We start from the raw sequence: 19,787 nt of genomic DNA on the forward strand, positions 1-19,787 counted from the left end.
ACTCTGTCTGCATCGGGTCTCTGGCCTCGCTCGCGGATTTTCCTTTTCCAACAAGAACTTTCGCCGTTTTCAGAGCCCGATGCACCTACTCGTGTGAGATATCCGGGCTATCTGCGCGACCCGCGGCCTTGGGGCGGGAGCGATCCGCCGGCTGTCGCCTACTGGTTCTCTCCCGATCGCAAAGGGATCAATCCCCAGACCCATCTGGTGACCTTCTCGGGCATTCTCCAGGCCGACGCCTATGCGGGCTTCAGGGAGCTTTACAAGCCCGATGCGACCGGCACCATGCGCGTCCGTGAGGCCGCCTGCTGGGCTCATCTGCGGCGCGAATTCCACGATATCTGGAAGGACAGCGGTTCCGCGCTTGCAAAGGAAGCACTCGACCAGATCGGGGTGCTTTACGATATCGAGCGCCAAATTGCGGGGCGCCCGGCCGAACAGCGCCTGGCCGTTCGCAAGGCGGAAAGCCGCCCCCGCGTCGAGGCCTTCCACGCCTGGTGCCAGGCCCAGATCGCCCGCATCCCTGGCAAGGGCGAACTGGCCAAGGCCATCCGCTACGCCCTCAATCGCTGGCCCGCTTTTACCCTGTTCCTCGAGGACGGCCGCGTCGCTATCGACAACAACGCCGCCGAACGGGCCGTGCGCCCGGTTTGCATCGGCAGGAAGAATTATCTCTTTGCCGGCTCCGATGCCGGCGGAGACAACATTGCCGACGCCATGACCCTCATCGAAAGCGCAAAACTCTCAGGCCTCAATCCCCACAATTATCTCGCCGACGTCATCGCCAGAATCAACGACCACAAGATCAATCGTCTGCACGAACTGTTGCCGTGGAATGGGCAGCCTATGGCAACACCTCACAAACAGGCAGCTTGATCAAGGGCGGTCTCAAACGGCCGGTTACGACAAGGGCACGAAATCCGGATCAGTGGCAGATCCTCAGCCATTCCCAAATCTACGGCCGCCGTACAATCACCTCCTGCACGTAAAGTGCGGATGAACCCAGTTCTCAGTGAAAATTAACAATATATGTTCTGGTCGTTGAAAATTTATAAATATTCATGAAGAAGTGATGGGGTGACCATCATGAGGTGTTGAATGCAGGCAGAGGCATTCTCACCATGTCCCCTGACAATGCATAGGGAGGAAAAGGAGTGTCCGCTTGGTTCCTGCAAGAAAATCTTTTCTCTATAGAAGAAGAGAGATTGATTTTTTTTCCACCTTTGCGATGATGGCGCGGTCGTGGCACGGGGTGCGATATGCTTGTTAAATTCTCCCATTTTGGTGATCGTAAGATGAATTATTATATTGGAAAGCTTTCATTGGTCTCGGTAGCAGGCTGCATGCTTTTGTCGGCGTGTGCGGCGCCTGCCTACGATTCGTCCCTAAGCCCGGAAGAAAACCAGTTGCGTCAGCGCCAGGCGCAGTTCAACACCACTGTGGGCGAAGGCGCGGCTCTGGTCGGTGGCCTGGCGGCGCTGGGCGTCGGACTGGCAACGCATAGCGCGACGAACGCGGCGATCGCGGGAGCCGGCGGTGCGCTGCTGGGTGGTGCTATCGGGTACGCCGTGGCAAGCCGGACCCAAGCGCAGCAAATGAGCGAAGATGGTGCGAACAAGGCCATTGCGCACTATCGCGAGGAAGTCGTTAACGCTCAGCAGGATGCCACCGCGGCCGAACAGACTACGGCGAAGGCCCAGCAGGAACTGGTTGTCCTGCGGCAGAAGCTAGCCGCGAACCAGATTTCGGCTGCTGATTATCAGGCGAAAATCGCCAATTATCGCCAGGATATCGCGGCAATGCAGGCGGTTCAGGCCCATTATGCGCAGACCGCCGCCAGCGCCGCTAATATCGCGAGCGGGCGGAAGAACGCCGAAGCCGGGACCATTTCCACAACGCTCAAGTCGCAGGAGGCCAGGATCACCCAGGCGGCAAATGAACTGTCAGCGGATGTCGGCGCGATGCCAACCGCGTCCATCAGCACGGCCGCCAGTTGATGACGGCACCGGCATCTCGCGTCCGCCTTACCGGCTTGCTGCCTCTGGCGCTGCTGGCCGCCTGTTCGGCGCAGCAATGCGATCCCAATCATGCCGACCTGTTTACGGGAATCGGATGTTCCGCTGGCAACGGTTACCAGAAAAGAAGCCAGGATCTGGATGCGCAGCGTAACCTTCTGCGCCTTCAGGCGGCGCAGGCACACGGCAATGCCACCGCCGCGCAGAATCAGGCCGCGTGGGCGCAGGATGCCGTCGCCCAGGAACGCCAGCGCTTGCAGGCGTTCCAGAACCGGAATGCGTCGCTACGCAGACGGCTCGTTGCCATGGAACAGAACAAACGCATCTCCACCGCTCAATACCGGGCGGCGGTGCAGAACCTGGACGAGGCCGGCAAGTTGGCCAGCAGCCAAGACGCTGCCGACAAGGCCCGCGCCGATCAGAAGCAGCAGGCCATCGTGGACAGGCTTTCCACGCTGTAGCATCCGTAGCGGGCGTGACGGGTTCTTCCCGTCACGCCCCTGGGTTCACTGGCTTGGAATTTTCGCAACGTCGGCCTGAATGTCCTTTGCCGAGACAGTCTTCTTGTCATGCAGGGACTCCAGGTTTTTCTGAGCCAAGGCGAGCATGCCAAACAGATAATCTTCCCCACGTGCGTGCAGCATGTCGTGTTGGACAGCAATGATTGCATCCATCTCTCCGATGACCGGGCTGGCAGAAGCGGCTTCGAGAAGTTCCAGATAGCCTTCCGTAGTGGCGTCGAATTCTTTCTGGCGATCAGCGAGATGTTTCTCGATCTGCTGCGTCTGTGCGGCGGTCAGGGTTCCAAGGGCCGCCTGCGTCTTGTGAATCGTCTCGATCGCGTGATTCACCTCCCAGATGTCGTTGCCCAGCGCGACCAATGCCTGGACCTGCGCTCCGAAGATTTTCTTCTCGGCATCCTGGTGGGCCCGGCTGTCGGCAGCTAGGGCATTTTCGATGCGTGCGAGCTTGGCCAATGTCGCCGGGTCGGACTGGGATTGTTCCTTCAACGCGGCAAGCGCGGCCTGCGTGTCGCCTGGTGCTTCCTTCGCCTTGTGAACCAGGGCGTCGAATTCGTTCTGCGCCTCCTGCGTGGCTTGAAGCGATCCCAGCGCGTCGGCGCCGATGACCAGGCGGAAGCCGATCGCCGCATCCCGGGTCGGCTGCGCCGTCTTCGGATTATAGGGCGGCCACTCCGCGCGGATATTCGTCGTCAGGTCATCGGGATTGGCGTGGAAGTCGCCCCCCCGTACCAGCAGGCCACCGACTTGGCCCTGCAACCGCCCGACCCTGTTGAGTCGGTATGGGTCCAGCATCATCTGTCCGGCATTGCCCAGCATGTCATACAGGCCAAGGGGATTGGGCTTCATCTGTCCGACGGCCTGCATTCCACCGAGATCCGGACCGGCGGCGATGTAGGCTTCGGGTCCGCCATCGGGCATCGGCCACAGGGGCGCGGTGAATTCCGACGGCTTGACGCGCATGCCGCCCCGCGCCGCGTAAGACCATTCGTCATCAACCGGAAGGCGTAGGAAACCCGGCGTGCCGTCAATTTTCAGCGCCGAGGCCTGGTGTGCGAGCAGCCATGATGTCAGCTTGCTGGCATAAGTTACCGCTTCATCCCACGAAACTCCGGTCCTGGGTTTCTGGCCTGCCCGTGTCGGAGGCGCACAAGCTCCCGACAGGGCGGAATACTGGTTTTCCGTCACGTCGTATTTGGCCATATAATAACGGCGGAGTTCCGGATGCCCAGGCACCCGGAAGGGTGCGGAAAGGTACGCCCGGCGGATGAACTGGTTGTAGCCATCCGCCGTATCCGGCCGACCGATCGTGATTTCGGTATCGTCCAGCACCCCGTTGCCGCTGGGTACATCGACGGGGCGAAATACCATGCTACCGCCGCATGGCAGCGGTAGTGTCAGATCGTCGGACAGCGGATGGGGATCGACAAATTTCGGATCCCACGGCGAAGTATCAGCCCAGGAAGATGCGGGCACGGACAGGGCTGCCGCGGCACACAGGTACAGGACGATGGATGATTTCACGGGGTACTGACTCCTTCCCAGGGATCGATGCGGGCTGCCCGGAACGCCGCGGCCGCCGAGGCCAGGAACGCTCCGGCGATCGTCACCCCGCAGGCCAGGACGCAAAGCCGGCCGTCGATGATGCAGAGCGGGTGCCCAGGTGGCAGGATCTGCGCGAACTGGAGGTTTATCGCCCGCCCCACCAGCGCCGCCCCGCACAGTGCCAGCGCGATGCCGCCGATCGCCAGGATCTGCGCCTGGATCAGCGGGAATCCTCCCAGAAACGGCACCCCTATGAAACGCAGGGTTGCCAGCGGCAGCCGCTTGCGTTCGACATTCGCCCACAGGCCCGCCGCGAGACTGGCGATAAAGCCGGCAACGCCCATGCAGGCGGTCAGCCGGAATAGCAAGATCATGCGGCGGTCAAGGGCCAGCAGGCCGGATACGTCGCCGGCCCGCGATACGATGTCGATTCCCGCCGCGCGCAGGGCCGCGTCCTCGGCCGGAACGTCGTCGAGACGGCGTACATAGAGCCGGAAACCAGCCCAAACATGCGGGGGCTGCCCGGCCTTTGCCCATGCGTCGGACCAGGACAGGGGGGTCTCGCGAAAGATTTCGACCGTCTGCGCCAGCCGAAGCGCCACGAACGCCGTATCGTGGGATGTGGCGCGGGGCGGCGCCACGGCCTCGACCCGCACGGGCAGGATTTCCTGCGCCACGCCTGCCCCCAGCCGCGCGACATGCAGATCCAGCGCGTCACCCGCGCGCACATGCAGTGCCGCCGCCGCCGGAGCCGAGAGGACGATGCCGTGGAAATCGGCTGGCATGTATGCAGGCACGAGCAGCGGATCACCCGCGCGCGATGACAGCAACTCCACCCGCCGCGCGTCTTGCGGCCGGGACGGGGGAACCAGAAGCACGCTGGCGGCGAGCGTCCGGGTTCGGGGGCTGACAAATGCGATCTCGGGACGGCGACCCAGCGCTGCCAGCCATGCGGCATCGAAATCCTGGTTGCTGGCGTTCGATATTTCACGAATCCTGGGATCTTCCAGCAGCGAGGCCCGCAACCCTTCGACCAGGCCCGCGCGCAATCCCGCGATGACCAGAAGCGGCGCCGCCGTCGCCGCCAGGCCGACGACAAGGCACAGGGCCATGATTTTTTCGGATAGCACGTCCCGCCATGCCAGCCTGCCGACCAGCAGCATCCCTTTCATGCAGCGTGCCCGATCCTGGCGGTCGTAATACATGCACCGCCCGCATGCGGCACGGCGTTGACGATCGAAAACCCTGTTTCCGCCGCACGGAGGCCATCATGCGTCACCATGAGCACCGCCGAAACCGCGCCACCCTGGTCGAACAGAAGCCGCATCGCCCCGGCCGCCTGATCGGGATGCAGCGCCGCCGTCGGTTCGTCCGCGAAGACAAGGCGGGGCCGGTGGACCACCGCGCGGGCGATTGCGGCCCGCTGGCGCTGGCCAACCGATAGTGTGGCTGGCATGCGATCAAGTTGTCCGAGGATATCTAGCTGCGCCGCCAGATCCTGAACGCGCGTGCGATCCGTCTGGCCCAGTACGTCCAGAGGAAGGGCAATGTTCGCGCGAACGGACAGAAACGGCAGCAACGCGCTCATCTGTGGCACGAAGCCCATACCAGCCGCGCGAATCCGCCCCAGGACCGCCGCGCCCCACCGCCTGTTCCAGCAGGGGGAAACGTCCTCGCCGTCGATTTCCAGCTTTCCGGCCGTGCCCGGCCGCAATGCAAGCGACAACAGGCCAAGCAACGTGCTCTTGCCGCAGCCGGACGGCCCGACGATGGCTACACGATCGCCTGCGCGCAGAATGAATTCCGGCACCGACAGCGTGAAGCTTCTGTCGGGCGACTGCCATTGCAGCGCCTGGGCATGAAGGAGCATCGGTCTCGCGATCAGGGAAGCGCCTCCAGCGGTACGGGATAGACCGCCTCGCCCGGAGCCTGCGCGTGATCCAGATGGACCCATAATTCGGGACGGGAGTCGAATTCCTCGTAAAGGCGCAGACGACTGGCGATGTTGTTCAGAATCGTGCGCTGCGCGATCGCCCCCATCGCCAGCCACGAATCCTGCGTTATGCTGGCGATGTCGGATTTGTACGGCAGCCCGTCGAGATATTCGCCCAGCAGCGGTCCGATCCGGTCGACATGCCGGATCGCCGATGGGTCGCGCGCGGAGGCGGCAAAAGCCGATTGAAGCTGGGTAAAGAATGTCTCGGGGGTGGTACGGCCGGCGAGTCCCGCATCCAGGATGGTCCTCAGTGAAGCTGCCAGGTCGGACAACTGGTTGCGTGTGAGGAGCACGCGAATATCGACCGACTTGCGCAAGGCGTCTGCCGGATCGCGGTCGGCGGTATAGCTCTGCACCACGTCGGGTGCCGCCGTGTTCTGCGCCCGTCCCAGATAGGCAAGGCGCATCGCCTGACTGACGACCGCGGTTTTGGGGTCCGGCTTCGCGTCCCTGGGCGTCAAGCCGGCAACCGGCCGCCCCGTCGTGTCCGCCACCTGCTGGAGTAGCGACGTCGAGAGGGACTGTACCACTGGACGGAAGGCCTCCGGTGCTCCGCCCGCGACGGGATAATACAGGCTGCCGGCAGAGCCGAATTTCGACAGGGCGCGATATTGCGACGCCGCATGGGCGTGGTCGTGCGCCGCATCGCCCGCTGGGGTCAGCAGGTGTACGACGAACAGCGCAATGCCCTTGGCCGCGGCAAGTTGTCGTGCCTCGTCAATGCCCAGATGCGTCAGGCTGTGCGGGTCGTCGCCGCCCCGCGCGCCCGCGTCGGTGATCAGGACCAGGTAGCGGCCGCCGAACTGGTCCCAGTTCACGCTGTCTATGGCGGACCGGACACCGGCCACCGCGTCCTCGTCGAAGCTCGATGACGAAACGGACGCATCATGCACGCCGGAAATGGCGGGCAAGATGGCATCGATCGGCCGGCCGAGATCCGGCGTGGCATAAACCTTGGTAGCGTATTCGAGCCCCGGCGTATCCGACAGGCTGTCGCGATAGGCGACCAGCCCGAAACGGAAATTCCGAGCGACGGCCGTGTTCTGCATGGTATGGATGATATCGCCGATCGCCGCGCGCGTTTGGTCGATATAGGGTTGCATGCTTGCTGTCGTATCAATGACGAAGACCAGGCCGGCACGAAACTGCCGGAGCGCCTCGGGCGACGAGAGCGGTTGCGTTCCCGTTCCGGCAGCCGGGGCGGAAATGACATGCAGCATATGGACCGACGGCCCGCTGTCCCGATCCGTCACTGTGGCGTCGAGAACCGGAAGAAGATAGAAATTCTTCTTGATATCGACATAGTTTTCCGGTTCGATCGCAATCACCGGCCCCGGCTTGCCCGCCTGCGCGTCCCGGAGCAGTGCGGCTGCCCGAGCCCCCGAATCCGGCGCGGTCAGCAGATCTTGCTCATGTCCGGGCGTGTCTAGGAACAGGACGCGGTTACGTCCGGCGGGGTTGGTGAACGTCGCGATCATGGTGTGTGGCCACGGGATTGTCCGGCTTTCCTCGATCCACCCCAGCGCCGGACCAGAAACGCTGTCGCCGACCTGTATGCGATCTTGGCGGCGGGCAAAGACGTAAAAGACCTCGAATCCGTCAACCGGTTTTGCCGCGGTACCGGTTTCGTCGGCCGCCATGGTGGCGCCCGGACGGGTAATGACGCGTTGGTACAGGCTGTGCTTGCCTGGCTGGAGCAGCGGCGTCAGGCCCGCCGCTCGGGCTGCCTGCGGCAGCATCCACGCGACGAGCGCGCCGGTGAGGAAAAAACCACGTACCGTCATGGCCAGAAGTCCTTCAACGCCAATTGCGCCCCGATGTCACCGGCGCCGGCCTGCTTTTCCAGAACGTCATGCAGCCGCGCGCGGTCGGTGCCTACCTCTGTATCCCCGGCCTTGGCCGCGCTCTGGTAATACTGGGCCGATTCGCGGATATCGGGGCTGGGAACCGGTCCGTGCGGATCAAAGAGCGTGGGGTCGTACAGCCGGGCGAGACGGCTCATCGCGCCGACCTCGCCACGCGCCGCCGCCGATTCCATCAGCAGAACGCCGTCATCAGGCTTGCCGTTCGCCAGTCGCCGCTCCGCCTCCCGTTCGATTGCGGACGCCGTTCCGGCCTGCGCGATCACGGCGGGAACCGGCAATCCGGCCAGTCCATCCGCAGGTGCGGCGGACGCGGGGGCAGACGTGGGCAAGGGCGGAGGAGACACCAAGGGGGCGGACGGCGGCCGCGTCGATGCGGACGGCTGAAGCGCAAACGGCGCGACAGCGGGAGATGCCCGATGCAGCAGGAAGAACGCTGCCGCCGTCGCGAGCGCCAGCATCGCGCCACCGCCGAAAACGGGCAGCTTCCAATTCCCACCCGATCGCTTCGTCACCCCGTCGATCACCGCGCCGGTGGCGGGTGCGGGGGGGAGGGCGGGTTCCGGCTCCTTTTCCCCATCGGCCGGCGGCGGTTCGCTGCCTGACGGGGTGCGCCGCGCCCGCGCTTCCGCCTCAAGCTCCGCGTATGTCTTGCCGGACACGGGCAGGGCCGGCCAGGCGGAAATGTCGCCGATCAGCCGCAATTCGGGAATTTCGATCTGGTAGCCGCAGTCGGGCTCGAAAGAATTCGCCACGGCGGGCGGAATCCGGACCAGAAGGTCGTTTCCTTGCGTGGCGAGCGTGCATTCCCCTTTTACCTCGGGATGGTCGCCGGGCACCTTCAGCGTCACCGCCCGTTCCGAATCCTCGCCCGCCCGCCCCGGGAGGACGATCGTGGCGCCTTCGGCGTGCGGCCCAGGCTTAACGATGATCTCGTCGTTCATGCTTCCACCGCTTCCAGGCCGCTCAGGACCGTTCCCAATCGTTCGTTAGCTGCGATGTCGAACTGCGGACCGCTTTCCTCGAACCGCTGTCGTAGGGCCAGAACCCAGTCGTGAAAGAAATCATCCAGGTAAGCACAAGGCTTTTCCGACAGCGCCGGCAGGCCGGAAGGCGGCGACGGGCGGGTGAAGATCGGCAGGTCGGAATTGACCCGTCGCGGTCGGTCGGCGGGCGGCTGGTCCGTGTAACCCAGCCCGGTGAGAAACCGGCCGATCAGTTCCACGCAAATGACGGATTGCTTTTCACCGGACAGGTTCAGCCTGTTTACGTGGTTGCAGTTGCGCCGGAGCGATTCGGCGATCCGTTCCTGGAGACCCCGCATGCGCGCCAGAGCTTCTATCCGGTCCGCAAACTGGCGCGCCCCATGGTCTTCCAGCCCGAATCGGCGGCTGCGCGCGCCGGGAAGTGCGACCAAGTAGTCCTTGACCCAACAGGCCATGACCTGCGCTGCGAAGCGGTCGTGCTGGTCCTCGCGCATGGCGGGCGCGGGCACGGCATCTCCCAGGATCTGGGCCAGCGGATCGTTTTCCGGCACCGGGGGCGGCTCGGCGTCGGTTTCCAGGAAGTCGCGCCATAGCGCGATCACGGTCTGGCGGGTCGGCCCCAGATCCAGGAAGAATGCCCCCAGCAGACGGTTACGATGCAGTTCCCGCAGCGCCAGCGCGATCGACGCAACGGCCTGGCGGGCATCCTCGCTGGCGTCTAGAATTGACGGGTCGTGGTAAAAGGGCCGGATCAAGCTCCGTATGTTCGCAAGGCACTGCTTCAACCGCGCTTCCAGCTGTTCGGTTCGCGCCGCGCTTTCGCAGATCTCGTGAAGCCGGCTGGCAAGATAGCCGATGCCGCCGTCATTGCGCCTGACCGCCTCGTCGAACGCCCGCTCGTAATGACGGATATGCTTCCGTACGATGCCACTGGTCATGTAGGAGGCGCGACGACGCGCAATCCTGTCCGTGACCTCCGGCAGCATTTCGCCCTCGCGCCCCAACTCGTCACGCCGGTACAGGCTGCCCACAGTGGAGGCGCGCAGCCATTGAACATTGTTGAACGGTTGCCCCGGTTTCCATTCCTCGACCCAGCGCGATTTGAAGAAATTGGTCAGCGATGCCTCGATCCGTTTGTCCCAGACGTCACTGCTGCTTTCGTCCGCGCCGCCCTTTTCCTCGAACTGCCGGTCGAATTTGGTCAGGATGACGAACAGCGCGTCAGCCTGCCCGCGTCGCTGCGCCGCTGTGCGGCCGATCGTATCGTCGATCCAGCTTTCGATCATCGCCGGCAGGCCGGTCACTTCCTGCGCGGAATCCGCGACGCACAGCAGCGTCGCCGTCGTTTCCATGTTGGCTTGGTAGAGTTCAAACAGGTAATCGACCTTTCCGCGAAGGAAGAGTGTCCCTTCCTGTCCCCTGGCCGCTGCGATTTCGGGAATCTGTAGGCGCGACCTGGCTCCGGGGAAATCCAGCAGGTCGGTATGCTGCATGAAGTCCCAGCGGGCGGCGGCCACCGGCACCACCAGTTCGGAAACGATCGCCGAGACAACGTTCCGCGGCAGGGTCGCGGCCGTGCCCTTTTCTCCGACCAGCCGCACCGCCCCAGCCCCTGCCGACGGCCGGAACAGGGTCGAGACGTTGAGGACGCTGTCCGATCGTGGAACCAGCGCCTCGACCCCGCAGAAAGCCAGGTCCGGCTGCCCCAGCGCGATCAACGCGTCGACGAGTTCCCCGGCATAACGGCCCAGTTCCTCGACCTGGCCCCATAACGGGGAAAGGGCCTCCAGCAGGGCGGGTGGCGCCAGTGCGCCGACATGCACGGCCAGCCAGTCCCAGTACGCATCACGCAGTTCCGCGATCCAGGACTTGTCGCCGAACTTGCGCGCGAAATAGTCCCGTAGGGCCTCGATCTCGTCGATATCGAGAATGGCCTTTCCTTCCGAGCGGGGCAAAGCCTCCAGCATCCGCATGGTATCCGAAAGGGGCGGCACCGAAACCCCGATCAGCTTGAAATCGGACAGGAACGCATTGCCGACGATCCGTACGATGTCGGAAACCGAGAGCAGGCGGACCGGCACCGGCGGTGCCCCGGCCGGCGGCCGTGGCGGGACAAGCGTGAAGCGCGAGACCAGTCCGGACGATTCATCGCCACCTGGCGGATTGATGTCCTTGAGGAAATCCAGCGTCCGGTCGCCGTAGCTGATTTCCAGCGTCCCATCTGCGGGGCAGGAAAGGCTGGACATCAGGTAGGATTTTCCCGCCTGCGACGCGCCATAGACGGCGACCGCCGCCCGTCGCGCGACCGCCCGCTGCAATCCGCGCGCGATCCGCCGCTCCCGGCGCAGCACCTTGCGGCAGCTCGCCGGGGCTTCAGGGGCATGGTCCTCCACCCAGTCGGCGGCTTCGGCCGCCAACCGGGCGAGCGTCGCGGTTCGTTCGGCAAATGTCGTCACGGCATGGTCGCTCCCAGCGTCAGGCACCCGGTATCGCGCCAGTATCCCTCGGGATGCAGCGTCGTCTGCAACCGCAGGGCAATCAGGCCGGAACGAACAGGCTGCCCGCTGGCGTCGGTCACCTCGCTGACGCTGAAATCCTCGCGTCCCGAGAAATCGCCTTTTTCCTCGGCATCCTCGATATCGGATTTCCGTTCAAATCCAACGGTTAGCGGCATGTGCAGGCGCTGCATTTCATCGCGCGTCCCGGCGGAGAATTCCACGCAATAAAGCGGCGTCGTCGTCCACCGCTCCAGCGGAAGCTGGCGGAAGCCGATCATGGTCATTCCTTCAAATTCCCCGAGCGAGAAGCGGATATCGCCGCTGGGGCGATCGTCCAGATCGATGTTCTCCAGCAGGATATCGGCTTTGCGGATCATCCCGGTGCGCTCCATCCGGCCGATGAAGCGCGCCGTCGAACGCATGACCAGCTTGCCCGTCCTGAGGACGAAATTCTGAAGCTTCCCCTCGGCCTTGATGCACAGCGTCGCGCCGACCACTACGGTCGTTTTGGGGTCGCTGATCCGGCCAGCGGAATCCGTGAAGGGATAGTGCCGGCCCACCTTGTAATCGTGCATGGCGACGATCCGGTACGGGGGGACGGGCATCGCGCCCGTGATGAGGTTTCTGACCAGGCGCAGCTTCGACGGGCGCCCCGACAACAGCAGGACATCGCACCCATACGCCCATACAAGTTCGGTCAGGCTGGCCAGGACCGTCTCCAGCGTCGCCCGGATCGCCTTTTCGATCGTTTCCACGTCTATCTCGACCCGCACGGCGAACGGGTCGAAATCCCGCGGTCCGTCGCCAATGTTCAGGCCGCGCATGTGGATATCGATCTGCTCGCGCAGGAAGGCGGCGCAACGCTTCCGGTGGTCGTCATTTCCCCCGGCCGTCGCGCCGTCACCCAGTGCGAACTCTCCGATTGCCCCCTGGGCCATATCATCGACCTGTTCGTAAAGGCCCAGCGCCCGCAGCGCGGCGGGTTCGAGAACGGTGGAGACGAACAGCCTGCGTCGGTGGCGGTCGCGCTCGTCCTGGTTGCCGTAATCCCGCTCCAGCAGGCGGACCAGAAGCTGGTGTGCCTCGGCGATGCCCGCGTCGGTCAGCGCCCTTTCCAGCGGCGGTAGCACGACGGTCAGGATGACACGCTCCAGCAGATCGTCGCCGGCAATCTTGAAGCTCTCGCGGAAATCCTGGTGCGGAGACAGCGCATCGCCCCCTGCATGGGTATAGGTCGTAATCATCAGGTCGGTGGTGCCTCCGCCGATGTCGATGCTGGCGACACGGACCGCCGGGCGCCCTTCCTCGCCCACGCGGCTGTCGCCATACAGGTCGAACAGCGCCTCGACATGGCCGCCGAGCCGTTCCGTCACCTCGTTATGCAGCCAGACAATCTGTGTCGCCGTGGCTTCGTCCAGCTCGGCGCGCAGCGTGGGCGGTTTGCCCCTGCGCCCCGTCACGTTCCAGACGAACGCGATTGCCGCCTCGGCCCGGGCGCGGAAAATCCGCTGTTCCGCCACGGGCATTCCCGGCGGCATGGTGAGCATGACCGAACGCAGCAGGCGTGGGCGCGCGCTGTCCCGTCGCTTGGACCGGAAGCCCGGTGAATTCATGTACATGATTGCCTGCATGATCAGTTCGCTCAGCATCAGCATGAACAGCAGGCTACGCGACAGCACGCTGGGGCCCACGGGCTGCGCCGCCTTCACATCGTCCGAACCGACTCTGAAGCGCCGCTGCGCCCCCAGCGTATCCTGGATCGCGCGCCGAAACGGGCCATTGACCGCCGGATCGGACGGCTGGCCGTCACGGTTTATGCCATTATTGAAGCGCCATCCCTGGTCGGAAGGCCGGGTGTCCCACAGATAACGTTTGGGGGCGGATAGGCCGGACAATCCTTCGGTGCCGATTCGCGCCCCCATCATCCGTTCGGCTTCGGGTCCGGTCCGCACGGGGCTGTGCCAGACGAAGGCGTGGGGCCGACCGGACCGGCGCGAATGGGAATCCCGTCCAAAGGTCGCGCGCCCGAATTCGATCCGACTGGAAAACGGGTCGCCGTAGGCCAGTTCGGGCTGGGCGAGATCGCGCAGTTCCAGGACGTAGCTGTCGGCCTCGCGCTGGCGGGTGCCCGGATGTTCCTCGATCAGGATACCGCAACTGCGGAAATTCCCCAGGTCCAGTACCAAATCTACCGCAACCGGCGGTTCGTTCGTCACCGTCAGGATCTGCGCCACCGGCGGCCCCCCCGCCTGCGCCACCATCCGCAGAAAGGCCAGATAGGTCGCAAGATGTTTCAGGACCGGCTGCTGCACCCCGTCCTCGGGCGCCGGGCGCTTGCGGCCCGGGACGGCCAGTGCGGCTTCGCGTTGCAGTTCCTCCAGCCAGTCCTTCAGCCAGGAACTATCGATCAGCCAGGAGATGTTTTCTAGCTCGGCGACGAATGCGAATTTCTGCCCCCGCGCCTCGTCATCGGGGGTCGGCGCCATATAGTGCCCGTCGAAATACGGTGCAACCGTGGTGTCGAAAGCGATGTTGAGGAGAATCGTCTCCTCGCCCTCGCGGGTCTCCACGCGGCGCAGCCGGCCCCTGACCCAGTTTGCCGGGCCGGGACGAAACCCCTCGTTATCGGTATTCCCGATCCGCGCCAGATATGGCAGCGGAACCCATTCGTTTTCAAAAACCTCGAAAATTTCCTTGCGCCTGATGATATATCCTGCGTCATCCGGCGCAACCCGCTGGCGGCCATCGACATGGAACACCATGTTCCGGCTCTCGGGGTCTTCCTCGAGCGCGCGCAGGATGAATTCCGGCGCCCCGTCCCCGTTGACCGCGCCGGTGGGTTCCTCCCAGAAATTCGCTCGGATTCTGCCGCATTCGGTCGCGTTCAGCGTAATGGTCTCGAACTGGATCAGACTGTCGGGAATCAACGAGATCATGCCAAGCATCCGTTTCGTCACTCCCGTTTGTACATGGTCGTCTTGGGCCACTGTTTTACGGCGTTATTGCCGGTTTTACACGTTGTAACAACCCCTCGTGTCCCTGCCGGTAGTGCGGAGGAAGGCGTTCCTCCCCAACCACGACATGGATAACACAGGCGATCTGGTCTTCGTCGCGATGTCTGCACCTCAATACCCTGGGCAGGTAGGTCCAGCCGGCCGAATGGCAGGCCGCCGTTCGGATGACGGCCTCGTCCCCCTCGAACTGCGCGGTGACGTCGCCCGTGCATTGTCCCAGTTCCGCCAGTTCCAACGACAGGTGCCCCGCCCTCCCGTCAGGGCCGATGCAGATCTGCCACAGCCGGTAATCGTTTTTCGTCAGGACGTCATTCTCGGCCGAGACCAGATTGCTCATGCGTCGCCAGCAGCCGCTGACCACACGCGGATCATGGGCCTGCCACGCGACGGCCGCGCGGGCCTCGCGGCAGGCGGCCGCGAACGGCATCCGTGCCGCCAGCCCGCTCCCGAGCGCAAGGCCCAGGACAGACGCGGTCAGGGCCGTCCGCACCAATGCAGGGGGGCGACGCACCGGCCGGGGCCGCACGGGGGGGAGACCGGCATCATGCGCATCCACCCAGGCCGGCACGCCACAGCCGGGCTGCCCCCACCCGGCGATCACGGGCCGCCCGTCAACCACGAACAGACAGTCCCGCGCCGGAATGGATCGCAGCGCATCGCACCCGGAGCGAATCACGCCACCTTCCGTCTGCGCCACCTGCCGGATGTCGGACAGCACGCTGCCCGCGTGGCGATATAATCGGTCCAGCGTCTCGGGGTCCAGGCATTCAGCTGGCGTCATCGCACGCCCGTCGGCCTGCCAGTCCGTTCCGCCATTCTCCGACGGGACGGGAGACGCAAAGACGGCCGCGTGCGCCGGAGAAAGGCGCGCGGCGATTGCGGCCAGCAACTTCCGGGCACGGTCGCTGTCGAGGGCGCTGCGATCCGTCCGCAGAATGATCACGGCCCGGGCCTCTGGAATATGCCCACGCCCGGCGGACCGGGCGACGGCACCAGCGGATCGACGGTGTAGCCGGGACACGTCGCCTTCTCGTCGTCATCGCGCGTGCAGCGGTACACCGTCTGAACGAACGTGTTGTGATGCGGCTGGTCGATACACCGCTCGGCCGCGATCACCAGGGTGTCGCCCTCGAAATGCGCAGCGATGGGGCTCGTGCATAGGCCCGCATTGGTGTATCGCAGGGTTTGCTGGCCGGTCGTGCCGTCATCGGCGAAGCAGAACGTCCATTCCTGGACCGCCGTGCTGGCCTGGGTCACGATATTCACCGTCTTCATGTTGCTGATACGGTGCCAGCACCCTTTCAACATGGACAAATCGTGTGACTGCCATTTCTGGCGTGGCAGGTCCACCGGCCGCGTCGCGACAGCGCAGGCCGGTGGCGGCGGCACGGCCCGCAGCATCAGGGTCCCGACCAGAAAGCCCGCCGCCGTCCCGGCCAGCGCGGACAACAGAAGGCGCGGCGGCAATCCGGGAAATCCGCGGTGGGTGACGGCGGGGCGCCCGTCATCCAGCGCCCGGATCGGATCGTTCCCTTGGGCGGTGCCCCAACGTGTGGCGACCGCGCGCCCGTCAACGGCGTAAAGGCAATCGAGCGATGGAATACGCCGCATCACGGCGAAATGCCGCCGGATGCCGCCATTTTCGCGTTCGGCGACCCGCCGGATGTCCGACAGGATCGAACCCGCATAACGATGCAAGGCCGCGCGGGCCGCCGGGTCGAGATCCGCCGGCGCCCGGCTGTCCGTGCCATCGGCGATCCATAGCGTGCCGTCGCCGTCCGGGGCAGGCGTCGCGAAGAACGCCGCATGCGCAGACCCCAGCCTATCCGCGACCGCGGCGAGAAAATCGTGATGCGCCCCCGATACCTCCCCCGGCGTCCTGTCCAGTTGCAGCATCATGCCGGGATGTCGAAATTGCAGACCGGCATCATGCGCTCACCCGCCGACACGCTATCCCGGTGCGACACCAGCACCGCGCCCCGATAACGGACGGTCACGCTGAACCGGCTGGCAGCGGCCGTCGGCATGGCGAAGGGATCGACGACGACGGTGTAGAATCCGGGCGGCGGCCCCGCGCGCCAGACGATGGTTTCGACGGGACGGCGCGTCGGGGGTGGCGCCCCGTCGCGCTGCGCGTTGGCGTCATGCAGCAGGTGCCCGCCGCCGTGCGTTCTGTTCTTGAAATAAATACGCCGGCCATCCGGGCATATGACGTGAAGATCGAGATCGTTCAGATCGCCCCAGCAGAGCACGACTTGGAGCGTGCCCCCCAGCGCGCCGACCCGGCGCACCCGCAAAAGATCGTGCCAGGCACGCCAGGGCAGGCGCGATGCCAGCAGGCCCAGAAGCAGCAGCGCCAGCAGCAGGAGCAGCCAGAGCGGTAGCGACGGATGGAGGCACAGCCAGGGCACCAGCACGCCGCCGAGATGCGCCAGCAGCCAGATCAGCAGGGCCATTCCCCCCAGCATTCCCAGCAGGACCGCCCATTCCCGCCAGGCGCCGGGCAGGCGGGGCGGGGCGGGCGGGGTCGGCGGCGGCAGGATATCCATCCGCTCCGCGACAGGTGGCGGAGGCGGCGCCTCGGGCGGCGGGGGTGCCCGGCCCTCACCCATGATGTCGATCCGGGCCAGTTTCTGGGTAACCGCCTGATGCCCCCACCCGACCAGCAGCGGTCCGTTCGCGCCGGAGCGGATATATGTTTCGTCCGGAATGGCGAAGACCTGCGGCAGAAGCGCCAGCAGATCCTTCTCGGTTCGCGAAAGACGATCGGCCTGCCGGGTCGCCGCCTGCTCGATCTCCGCGCGCAACTGCCCGAACCGGGCGACACGCTCCGCCTGTGGATGATCCTGGCCCGGCATCCCGTACCAGTCGATCCTGCCATTGCCGTGATCTTCCGGTTCGGCCAGCAGCCCGCGCCCGGTGGCCCCGGATAATTTTTCGAACAGGCCGGAAAACTCGGACCACAGTTCGACGACCCGCTGGCCCCGATAGGCAAGCGGCGTGATGTCCCTGGCATCGGTCGTGGCAATCAACTGCATCATTGTGGCAGGTCACCGAAAGGGTGGCCTTCGAGCGTCAGGATGCGGGTATGGGCGGCGATCGAAAAAGCGGTCCACATCGCCAGGGAGAAAAAGCAGACGAAGGTCAGCCCATGCAGCACGGCCGCGACAGGCCGGGACAGCGGCCTGCGCGCCCCATACGATACCGGCGCGATGGGAACCGTCCATGCCGGCGCGGGCGCCGCGCCATCGCCGGCACATGCCGCGCCAGGCGTGTGCTGATGGATCTCGGTCCTCGGAGAAGGCGCCTCCAGGGGATCGGGCTTTTCATCGCCTTGATTCCCGGCGGGCGGGGCCGCCGGCTCACCCCTGGCGGCCGTGAGTCGCCCGAGCACCGAATTGGCGAAATCCACGCCCTCCGACTCGCTCTTCAGCGTTCGTCCACGTCCTGAAAGCATCCCCCACGGAGCGAACAGGAACACCCGGCCATCGGTAAAGACCGCCTCCCGATCAGGAATGACCAGGGCCCGGTCGAGCAGCAGCGCCTGCGCGCGTCCCGCCCGCGCCGCCGCCTCGCGCACGCGCGTGATCTCGATGCCGAGATCGCGGACAAGGCGATCCCGTTCTTCATCGGGAAATGACGACAGACGGCGCAGTTCCAGACCGTCGTCGGCGTACCAGGTAATTTCGCCGGCTTCATTGTCGCGCGGCCACCGGACCAGCGGCTCCGCGAAGCCGAGCTTCGTCCGTGGAACACCATCCAACAGATTGGAAAGGAAATCATTGCTCTGAATGACGGGCTGCCCCCGCCATTCTAGAAGAACCAGCTTGCCTGGATCGCTGCGGAGAAGAACATTTGCCACCTCTCCTCTCGTCCTTCGTCTATTCTTGAAACCAACGACGTCAAAGTGCGGCATAAATTTTTCTTATGTCAAGCCTTTCCGGTCTGTTTTTGTACCCCGATTGAAATCGATAGCGCCTAGCCGGGTAATTCGACCATGGGCGACTGAACAGAGCGTAAATCGATATTTCCGAATCGTTCTTGGCCAATGTCATGGCGCGCCGGTCATGCCGGCAATCTGGTGGTTCGGTCGTCCTCCGAAGTCAGACTGAGATGATGTTGTGGACGGCCCCCGCACGGAATGTGCGAAGGTGAGATTGTCGCCGTCTGCAACGCATGGAGCCACCTATGGGAACGATTTCGACGATAGGCCTCGACCTGGCCAAGAATGTTTTTCAGGTGCATGGGATCGATAGTCTTGGGAATATCCTCGTGCGCCGTCGCTTGCGGCGCGGTGAAGTTCTCCGATTTTTCGAAACACTCCCGCCATGCCTGGTCGGTATGGAAGCGTGTGGCACGTCGCATTACTGGGCGCGGGCGTTTGCGGCTTTCGGGCATACGGTCAAGATGATGCCGCCGATTTACGTGAAGCCATACGTCAAGCGGGGCAAAACCGATGCAGCTGACGCCGAGGCGATCTGCGAGGCTGTGACCCGCCCGACGATGCGCTTTGTGCCGGTCAAGTCGCCGGACCAGCAGGCAGCCTTGCTTCAGCACAAGACAAGGGACTTGCTGGTGCGTCAGAGAACCATGCAGGTTAACGCCCTGCGGGGGCACCTTGCCGAGTTCGGTATTATATCGGCATCTGGCGTTGCGGGCCTGAACCAGATGATTGCACTGCTGCACGCAGAGCAGGAGGTGCTGCCCGAGCCCGCGCGGAACCTGTTTCAGGATATCGTTGCGCATCTGAGGGCCCTTGAGCAACGCATCGACGCTATCGAGAAGCAGATTGTCGCCGCGCATCGGGCAAACAGTGTCAGTCGTCGGTTGACTGGCATCCCCGGCATCGGTCCGATCACTGCCAGCGCGATCGTCGCGGCCGTCCCGGATGCCTCGAATTTTCGGTCTGGCCGTCAATTCGCTGCGTGGCTCGGTTTGACGCCCAAGAATCAAAGCAGTGGTGGCAAGGAACGACAAATTGGCATCAGCAAGCAGGGGGACAGCTATCTCCGACGCTTGCTTGTGCTGGGCGCCACAGCGGTGATCCGTCTTGCACGCAAGGAAAGCGCCAGCCGGCAATGGGCTGCAAAGTTGCTCGAGAAGAAGGCGGCGCGTGTCGTATCCGTCGCTCTTGCCAACAAGACTGCCAGGATTGTCTGGGCAGTCCTCACGACGGGCAACGAATACAGCGCCAGGAGCGCCTGAGAGAATAAAGAGATTCGCCCTCGTTGACCGTTAACCCGGATATCTCACACGAGTAGGTGCATCGGGCTCTGAAAACGGCGAAAGTTCTTGTTGGAAAAGGAAAATCCGCGAGCGAGGCCAGAGACCCGATGCAGACAGAGTGTAG

Annotated in this window: 15 protein-coding genes; 4 read left to right on the forward strand and 11 right to left on the reverse strand. The window is 64.3% G+C overall.

Annotated features, from left to right (window positions below; translation table 11 throughout):
* The 3 genes from tnpC to HLH25_RS19150 all read left to right on the forward strand — a co-directional run.
* A partial coding sequence (gene tnpC, locus HLH25_RS19140; protein WP_246402828.1) for an IS66 family transposase occupies window positions 1-876 on the forward strand: 876 nt, incomplete at its 5' end.
* Between the two features lie 419 nt (window positions 877-1,295).
* Entirely contained in the window at window positions 1,296-1,997 is a 702-nt protein-coding gene (locus HLH25_RS19145) for a GAS domain-containing protein (RefSeq protein WP_182975601.1), read from the forward strand.
* Window positions 1,997-2,476, forward strand: a complete 480-nt coding sequence (locus HLH25_RS19150; protein ID WP_182975602.1) for a hypothetical protein — start codon at window positions 1,997-1,999, stop codon at window positions 2,474-2,476. Before HLH25_RS19145 ends, HLH25_RS19150 begins: the two co-directional genes overlap by 1 nt.
* Window positions 2,477-2,521: 45 nt before the next feature.
* On the opposite strand, the gene HLH25_RS19155 is transcribed toward HLH25_RS19150, so the two are convergent.
* The 11 genes from HLH25_RS19155 to HLH25_RS19205 are packed head-to-tail and all read right to left on the reverse strand — an operon-like array spanning window position 2,522 to window position 18,353.
* Window positions 2,522-4,165 (reverse strand): SUMF1/EgtB/PvdO family nonheme iron enzyme, encoded by a 1,644-nt coding sequence (locus HLH25_RS19155; RefSeq protein WP_182975603.1) that lies wholly within the window; start codon window positions 4,163-4,165, stop codon window positions 2,522-2,524.
* Entirely contained in the window at window positions 4,057-5,253 is a 1,197-nt protein-coding gene (locus HLH25_RS19160; RefSeq protein WP_182975604.1) for an ABC transporter permease family protein, read from the reverse strand. Before HLH25_RS19160 ends, HLH25_RS19155 begins: the two co-directional genes overlap by 109 nt.
* The gene (locus tag HLH25_RS19165) at window positions 5,250-5,951 is read right to left on the reverse strand and encodes an ABC transporter ATP-binding protein (RefSeq protein WP_182975605.1); all 702 of its coding nucleotides are present in this window, start codon (window positions 5,949-5,951) and stop codon (window positions 5,250-5,252) included. The genes HLH25_RS19160 and HLH25_RS19165 overlap by 4 nt, the downstream gene beginning before the upstream one ends.
* An 11-nt stretch (window positions 5,952-5,962) precedes the next feature.
* On the reverse strand, window positions 5,963-7,861 hold the full coding sequence (locus HLH25_RS19170; protein ID WP_182975606.1) for a vWA domain-containing protein: 1,899 nt from the start codon (window positions 7,859-7,861) through the stop codon (window positions 5,963-5,965).
* Window positions 7,858-8,883: an SEL1-like repeat protein gene (locus tag HLH25_RS19175; RefSeq protein WP_182975607.1), complete on the reverse strand. Its 1,026-nt coding sequence runs from the start codon at window positions 8,881-8,883 to the stop codon at window positions 7,858-7,860. The genes HLH25_RS19170 and HLH25_RS19175 overlap by 4 nt, the downstream gene beginning before the upstream one ends.
* On the reverse strand, window positions 8,880-11,381 hold the full coding sequence (locus HLH25_RS19180) for a virulence factor SrfC family protein (RefSeq protein ID WP_182975608.1): 2,502 nt from the start codon (window positions 11,379-11,381) through the stop codon (window positions 8,880-8,882). Before HLH25_RS19180 ends, HLH25_RS19175 begins: the two co-directional genes overlap by 4 nt.
* Window positions 11,378-14,359, reverse strand: a complete 2,982-nt coding sequence (locus HLH25_RS19185; protein ID WP_182975609.1) for a virulence factor SrfB — start codon at window positions 14,357-14,359, stop codon at window positions 11,378-11,380. Before HLH25_RS19185 ends, HLH25_RS19180 begins: the two co-directional genes overlap by 4 nt.
* A gap of 55 nt (window positions 14,360-14,414) precedes the next feature.
* Window positions 14,415-15,380: a hypothetical protein gene (locus tag HLH25_RS19190; RefSeq protein WP_182975610.1), complete on the reverse strand. Its 966-nt coding sequence runs from the start codon at window positions 15,378-15,380 to the stop codon at window positions 14,415-14,417.
* Window positions 15,377-16,336: a hypothetical protein gene (locus tag HLH25_RS19195; protein ID WP_182975611.1), complete on the reverse strand. Its 960-nt coding sequence runs from the start codon at window positions 16,334-16,336 to the stop codon at window positions 15,377-15,379. The genes HLH25_RS19190 and HLH25_RS19195 overlap by 4 nt, the downstream gene beginning before the upstream one ends.
* The gene (locus HLH25_RS19200) at window positions 16,333-17,478 is read right to left on the reverse strand and encodes a YfaP family protein (protein WP_182975612.1); all 1,146 of its coding nucleotides are present in this window, start codon (window positions 17,476-17,478) and stop codon (window positions 16,333-16,335) included. The genes HLH25_RS19195 and HLH25_RS19200 overlap by 4 nt, the downstream gene beginning before the upstream one ends.
* The gene (locus HLH25_RS19205) at window positions 17,475-18,353 is read right to left on the reverse strand and encodes a hypothetical protein (RefSeq protein ID WP_182975613.1); all 879 of its coding nucleotides are present in this window, start codon (window positions 18,351-18,353) and stop codon (window positions 17,475-17,477) included. The genes HLH25_RS19200 and HLH25_RS19205 overlap by 4 nt, the downstream gene beginning before the upstream one ends.
* Before the next feature lie 272 nt (window positions 18,354-18,625).
* Between HLH25_RS19205 and HLH25_RS19210 the strand changes: the two genes are divergently transcribed.
* The gene (locus tag HLH25_RS19210) at window positions 18,626-19,642 is read left to right on the forward strand and encodes an IS110 family RNA-guided transposase (protein WP_182975614.1); all 1,017 of its coding nucleotides are present in this window, start codon (window positions 18,626-18,628) and stop codon (window positions 19,640-19,642) included.
* The last annotated feature ends 145 nt before the right edge of the window (window positions 19,643-19,787 follow it).

This window comes from Gluconacetobacter dulcium (assembly GCF_014174165.1).
Classification (GTDB): domain Bacteria; phylum Pseudomonadota; class Alphaproteobacteria; order Acetobacterales; family Acetobacteraceae; genus Gluconacetobacter; species Gluconacetobacter dulcium.

Coding starts and splice junctions, on each gene's coding strand:
- HLH25_RS19145 (WP_182975601.1), top strand. CDS start 1,296: ATGAATTATTATATTGGAAAGCTTTCATTGGTCTCGGTAGCAGGCTGC.
- HLH25_RS19150 (WP_182975602.1), top strand. CDS start 1,997: ATGACGGCACCGGCATCTCGCGTCCGCCTTACCGGCTTGCTGCCTCTG.
- HLH25_RS19160 (WP_182975604.1), bottom strand. CDS start 5,253: ATGAAAGGGATGCTGCTGGTCGGCAGGCTGGCATGGCGGGACGTGCTA.
- HLH25_RS19165 (WP_182975605.1), bottom strand. CDS start 5,951: ATGCTCCTTCATGCCCAGGCGCTGCAATGGCAGTCGCCCGACAGAAGC.
- HLH25_RS19170 (WP_182975606.1), bottom strand. CDS start 7,861: ATGACGGTACGTGGTTTTTTCCTCACCGGCGCGCTCGTCGCGTGGATG.
- HLH25_RS19175 (WP_182975607.1), bottom strand. CDS start 8,883: ATGAACGACGAGATCATCGTTAAGCCTGGGCCGCACGCCGAAGGCGCC.
- HLH25_RS19185 (WP_182975609.1), bottom strand. CDS start 14,359: ATGATCTCGTTGATTCCCGACAGTCTGATCCAGTTCGAGACCATTACG.
- HLH25_RS19195 (WP_182975611.1), bottom strand. CDS start 16,336: ATGATGCTGCAACTGGACAGGACGCCGGGGGAGGTATCGGGGGCGCAT.
- HLH25_RS19200 (WP_182975612.1), bottom strand. CDS start 17,478: ATGATGCAGTTGATTGCCACGACCGATGCCAGGGACATCACGCCGCTT.
- HLH25_RS19205 (WP_182975613.1), bottom strand. CDS start 18,353: ATGCCGCACTTTGACGTCGTTGGTTTCAAGAATAGACGAAGGACGAGA.
- HLH25_RS19210 (WP_182975614.1), top strand. CDS start 18,626: ATGGGAACGATTTCGACGATAGGCCTCGACCTGGCCAAGAATGTTTTT.